The 5,305-nt window shown below is 66.3% G+C and carries 4 protein-coding genes; all 4 read left to right on the top strand.

All coding sequences use genetic code 11. The features are described from left to right. Window positions 1-729 precede the first annotated feature (729 nt). Entirely contained in the window at window positions 730-1,767 is a 1,038-nt protein-coding gene (locus D451_RS0106720; RefSeq protein ID WP_014912987.1) for an ABC transporter permease, read from the top strand. A 98-nt stretch (window positions 1,768-1,865) separates the two neighbouring features. Next, entirely contained in the window at window positions 1,866-3,614 is a 1,749-nt protein-coding gene (locus D451_RS0106715) for an ABC transporter substrate-binding protein (RefSeq protein ID WP_014912849.1), read from the top strand. Window positions 3,615-3,706: 92 nt separating this feature from the next. After that, on the top strand, window positions 3,707-4,720 hold the full coding sequence (locus D451_RS0106710; RefSeq protein WP_014911083.1) for an ABC transporter permease: 1,014 nt from the start codon (window positions 3,707-3,709) through the stop codon (window positions 4,718-4,720). 48 nt (window positions 4,721-4,768) lie between these two features. After that, on the top strand, window positions 4,769-5,305 hold a 537-nt coding region (locus D451_RS26290), incomplete at its 3' end, for an ATP-binding cassette domain-containing protein (protein WP_017533863.1).

Here is a 5,305-nt window from a genome sequence, read left to right as displayed (position 1 = left end):
AGGCCGGAGCCGCAGGGCCCGGAGGCCGCCGGTCCGGCGCCGTCCGCGGCGGGTCAGGTCAAGGCGCCGAAGCAGAAGAAGTCCGGTGACGACGACCTCGACGACATCGAGGCCCTGCTGCGCAAGCACGGCATCGAGTAGCGACGACGAGGCGGGGTGATGAGTAGCCCCGCTTGACACACGACGGTGGCCCCGCTTCGGCGGGGCCACCGTCGTGTGCGACCCCCTTCGGGGGAACTTGTGACGAGACATCCGGATTCATAGCACTTGCCATAGCTCGGGGGAATGGGTTCCCCTTGTGGGCCTGATGATCGTAAGGTGCATGAGGCCGAGAGTGTCCGCTGTCCCCCCAGCTCACCCCCGTCATCCGATGAATGAGAACTTTGTGCACGTTAGTTCTCATGTGGGTTGTTTATTAGTGTTTGTTACGATTTAGCCACATGGACAGACTTTGGACAGCGGGGGCCCAAAGGGCGAGTAAATTGGTCGCTGTGTAACATCCCGGGCTGAACGTGCACATGGGTGTCCACCGCTCAAAGGGGACAGACCGTGTGCGTCAGAGCCGACGTGGTGGGCGATCCCCCCTCCCCGTCGGACGCGAAGCCCACGCCAGCCAGTGTCGAGAACCGACCGGCCCCACAGTGAGGCCCGGCAGGGTCACCCCCAGGTGCCTCACGAGTGGGCTCTGTCCTCTCGGTCAGAAGCGTAAGAGTGGAGAGTGGTCGCCCGATGAGTGCGCCCTCACAGGTCCCCGGGTCGGTCGAGGAGGCCGACGCCGCGGACACCGCCGTGACGGCCACCGAAGGCCGCGGCGACGCCGCCAACCGATCACTGCGTCAGATCGCGTGGCAGCGTCTGCGTCGCGACAAGGTCGCCATGGTCTCGGGCGTGGTCGTGGTGCTGCTCATCCTCGCCGCGCTCCTCGCGCCCCTCCTGACCAAGTGGTTCGGTCACCCGCCCACCCAGTTCAACCAGGACCTGATCGACCCCAGTCGACGGATCCCCTATCTCGATCCCGAGAACCCCGAACTGGGCGTGGACCGTTGGGGCGGCATCAGCTCCGACCACCTGCTCGGCGTCGAGCCGACCACCGGTCGCGACCTGTTCAGTCGGATCCTCTACGGGGCCCAGATCTCCCTGTTGGTCGCCTTCCTGGCCACCCTGGTCTGTGTCGCCATCGGCACCGCGCTGGGCATCATCGCCGGTTACATGGGCGGCTGGGTCGACACCATCATCAGCCGTGCGATGGACATCTTCCTCGCCTTCCCGCTGGTGCTCTTCGCCATCGCCCTGGTCGGGGTCATCCCCGAGGGGGTCATGGGGCTGACCGGTAACGGGTTGAGGATCGGCGTCATCGTCTTCATCATCGGGTTCTTCAACTGGCCCTACATCGCCCGTATCGTCCGCGGTCAGACCCTGGCCCTGCGCGAGCGGGAGTTCGTGGAGGCCGCCAAGAGCCTGGGCGCGGGCAACGGGCACATCCTGGTCAAGGAGATCCTGCCCAACCTGGTCACCCCGATCATCGTCTACTCCACACTCCTGATCCCCACGAACATCCTGTTCGAGGCGGCTCTGAGCTTCCTCGGTGTCGGTATCAACCCGCCCACTCCGAGTTGGGGAAAGATGCTCTCCGAGGCGGTGCCCTTCTACCAGCAGGCGCCCTACTTCATCATCTTCCCCGGTATGGCCATCTTCATCACCGTGCTCGCCTTCAACCTGTTCGGCGACGGTCTTCGAGATGCCTTCGACCCCAGAACCTCGGACTGACCCCCGCTCGTACGGGGCTGTCTCGGCAACCCCGTGCGGGCGTGGATCAACCCGCGGGTCCAACCCATCCCCACACCAGGTCTCAGAGAGGTAGATCCTTGAGGAAAAGAGCCCTCGGCTTCGTCGCGCTCGGCGCGGCCGCATCCCTCTTCCTGTCCGCCTGCGGCGGCGCCGCCACCGGCGGTGGCGGTTCCGACTCGGACGGCAGCTTCGACCTCGGTTCCACCGAGGTCGTCAACCCGTCGGACAAGACCGGTGGCACCCTGAAGTACGCCATCGCCGGCGACTTCGACTCCACCGACCCCGCCAACACCTACTACGCGTTCAACTGGAACTTCTCCCGTTACTACGCGCGTACGCTGCTGGCCTTCAACCCGGCTCCGGGTGAGGGCGCCACCGAGCTGATCCCGGACATGGCCGTGGACCTGCCGGAGCCCAACGACGACTTCACCGAGTGGACCGTCAAGATCCAGGAAGGCCTCAAGTACGAGGACGGCACCGAGATCACGGCCGAGGACATCAAGTACGGCATCGCCCGTGCCAACTTCAACGGCGGCGTGTTCACCGAGGGCCCGCAGTACTTCAAGGCCCACCTGGACCAGGACGACCACAACGTCTACGAGGGCGACGACCCGCTCGCGGGCTTCGACTCCATCGAGACCCCGGACGACTACACCCTGGTCTTCCACCTCAAGGACTCCTTCTCCGAGTTCCCGAACGTGCTGACCCAGCCGCAGACCGCCCCGGTGCCGATCGAGGCCGACCGCGGTGAGCTGTACCAGGAGCACGTCCTGTCCTCGGGTCCGTACAAGTTCGACGGCGACTACGAGCCCGGCGTCAAGCTCAACCTGGAGCGCAACGAGCACTGGGACGCCGACACCGACGCCGTGCGTCCGGCCCTGCCGGACCGCATCGAGGTCGAGATCGGCGTCAACCAGGACGAGATCGACGAGCGCCTGGTCAGCGGCGAGCTCGACGTCGACCTCTCCGGCACCGGCGTCGGCCCGGCGATGCACTCGCGTCTGCTCGACGACGAGGCCATTCAGGGCAACCTGGACAACCCGTACACGGGCGCCCTGCGTTACGTGAACATCCACCTCCCCGTCATCGAGGACGTGGCCTGCCGTCAGGCGATCATGTACGCCGCCGACCGTGACAGCATGTGGCGCGCCTGGGGCGGCGCCGAGGGCGGCGACATCGCCACCAACCTGCTGCCCCCGGCGATCCCGGGCTCCGACACCGAGTCTGACCTGTACCCGTCCGCGGACAACAAGGGCGACCTCGACAAGGCTCGGGAGAAGCTCGAGGAGTGCGGCGAGGACGACGGTTTCAAGACCAACATCGCCGTCCGCGTCGAGCGCGAGAAGGACGTCCAGACCGCCGAGGCCCTTCAGCAGGCCCTGGGCGAGGTCGGCATCGAGGCTGAGATCAAGAGCTTCCCGTCCGCCGACTTCTTCGGTCAGTACGCCGGTTCGCAGGACTACGTCCGTGAGAACAACATCGGCATGAGCGTCTCCGGCTGGGGTCCGGACTGGCCCACCGGTTACGGCTTCGCCTCCAAGATCACGCACGGCGACGCGATCATGGAGACCGGTAACTTCAACACCTCCGAGCTGGACGACCCCGAGGTCAACGGTCTCTGGGACGAGGCCCTCAAGACGGAGGACCCGGACGAGCGCGCCGAGATCTACGGCCGCATCGACACCCTCGTCATGGAGAACGCCGCCATCCTGCCGGTGGTCTTCGACAAGGCCCTGATGTACCGCTCCGACGACCTGACCAACGTCTACTACACGCCCGCCTACATGATGTACGACTTCATGGCGATCGGCGTGGACCGGGACTAGAGCCCGATACCAGCCTGAACTAGTACGAGAAGGCAGGTGAAAGCGGCGGGACGCCCCGGGTGATCCCCGGGGCGCCCCCGCCGCCGACCGCGATGCTGAACTATATTCTTCGCCGCCTTGGTGCGGGTCTCTTGCTTCTCACCGTCGTCACGGCGGTGACCTTCTGGATCTTCTACGTCCTGCCCAGGTGGGCCGGCGTCACCCCGCAGGGCATGGCGGCGATGTACGTGGGCAAGGCGCCCACCCCCGAGGCCCTCGAGGCCACGGTGGAACGCCTCGGTCTCGACCAGCCGGTCGCGGTCCAGTTCGTCGAGTTCATCCGCAGCATCCTCTTCGGCCAGGAGTTCACCTTCGGCCGTGAGACCGTCGAGTGCGCGGCGCCCTGCCTGGGCTACTCCTTCACCACCAACTCGCCGGTGCTACCGCAGATCCTCGATCGCCTCCCCGTCACCATGTCCCTGGGGCTGGGCGCGGCCGTGATCTGGGTCGTCGGCGGCGTCTCGGTCGGTGTGCTCTCCGCGGTCAAGAAGGGCAGCATCTTCGACCGCCTGGCGATGGGAACCGCCCTCATCGGCGTCTCCCTCCCCATCTACTTCACGGGTCTTCTGGCCCTGTCCTTCCTGGTCCACCAGTGGGGCCTGTTCCCCGTGTCGCGCTACGTGCCGCTGACCGAGGACCCGGTCGGCTGGTACCAGGTCATGCTCCTGCCCTGGATCACGCTGGCGTTCCTGCACGCCGCGCAGTACGCCCGGCAGACCCGCGCGGGCATGCTGGAGACCCTCAACGAGGACTACATCCGCACCGCCCGGGCCAAGGGTCTGAGCGAGCGGAAGGTGATCTTCAAGCACGCCCTCCGCCCCACCCTGACGCCCATCGTCACCATCCTGGGCCTGGACATCGGCATGGTCCTGGGCGGCGCGATCCTCACCGAGAAGGTGTTCTCCCTCAACGGCGTGGGTGCCTACGCGATCGACTCGATCGTCTCCAAGGACCTGCCCGTCGTCCTGGGCGTCACGCTCCTGGGCGCCGTCTTCATCGTGGTCTGCAACCTCATCGTCGACCTCCTCTACCCGGTGGTCGACCCGCGAGTGCGGCTCGCCAAGTGACGCGCGTCAGTGTGAACCCCGGACCGGCTCTACCGAAGGAAAAGTGACATGGCCTCGAACGGAACGGCTGCCTCCGACGCAGTCGTACGGGTGGACGATCTGCGGGTGACCTTCCCGACGATGGACGGTGACGTCCACGCGGTGAAGGGTCTCTCCTTCGAGGTGCCCGCCGGAGGCGCCCTGGGGATCGTGGGCGAGTCGGGCTCGGGTAAGAGCGTGACCTCGCTGGCCCTGATGGGTCTGCACCGGGGAAGTCGGGCGCAGATCACCGGCTCCATCGAGGTGGCCGGGCAGGACGTGGTCACCGCCACCGACAAGCAGCTGCGTCGGATGCGCGGTAACGACATCGCGATGGTCTTCCAGGACCCGATGCAGTCGCTGCACCCGCAGTACACCATCGGCAACCAGCTCATCGAGGCCTACCGGGTGCACCACCCCAAGGCCCCCAAGGCGGAGGCCCGCAAGCGCGCCGTCGAGGCCCTGGAGCGGGTGGGGATCCACGAGCCGGAGAAGCGGATCAATTCGTATCCGCACGAGTTCTCCGGTGGTATGCGTCAGCGTGTGGTCATCGCGATGGGGTTGATG

The organism is Nocardiopsis alba DSM 43377 (genome assembly GCF_000341225.1).
In the GTDB taxonomy this organism is placed as follows: Bacteria; Actinomycetota; Actinomycetes; order Streptosporangiales; family Streptosporangiaceae; genus Nocardiopsis; species Nocardiopsis alba.
The sequence above is the reverse complement of the archived record's forward strand: the minus strand, read 5'-3'. Positions and strand labels throughout refer to the sequence as shown.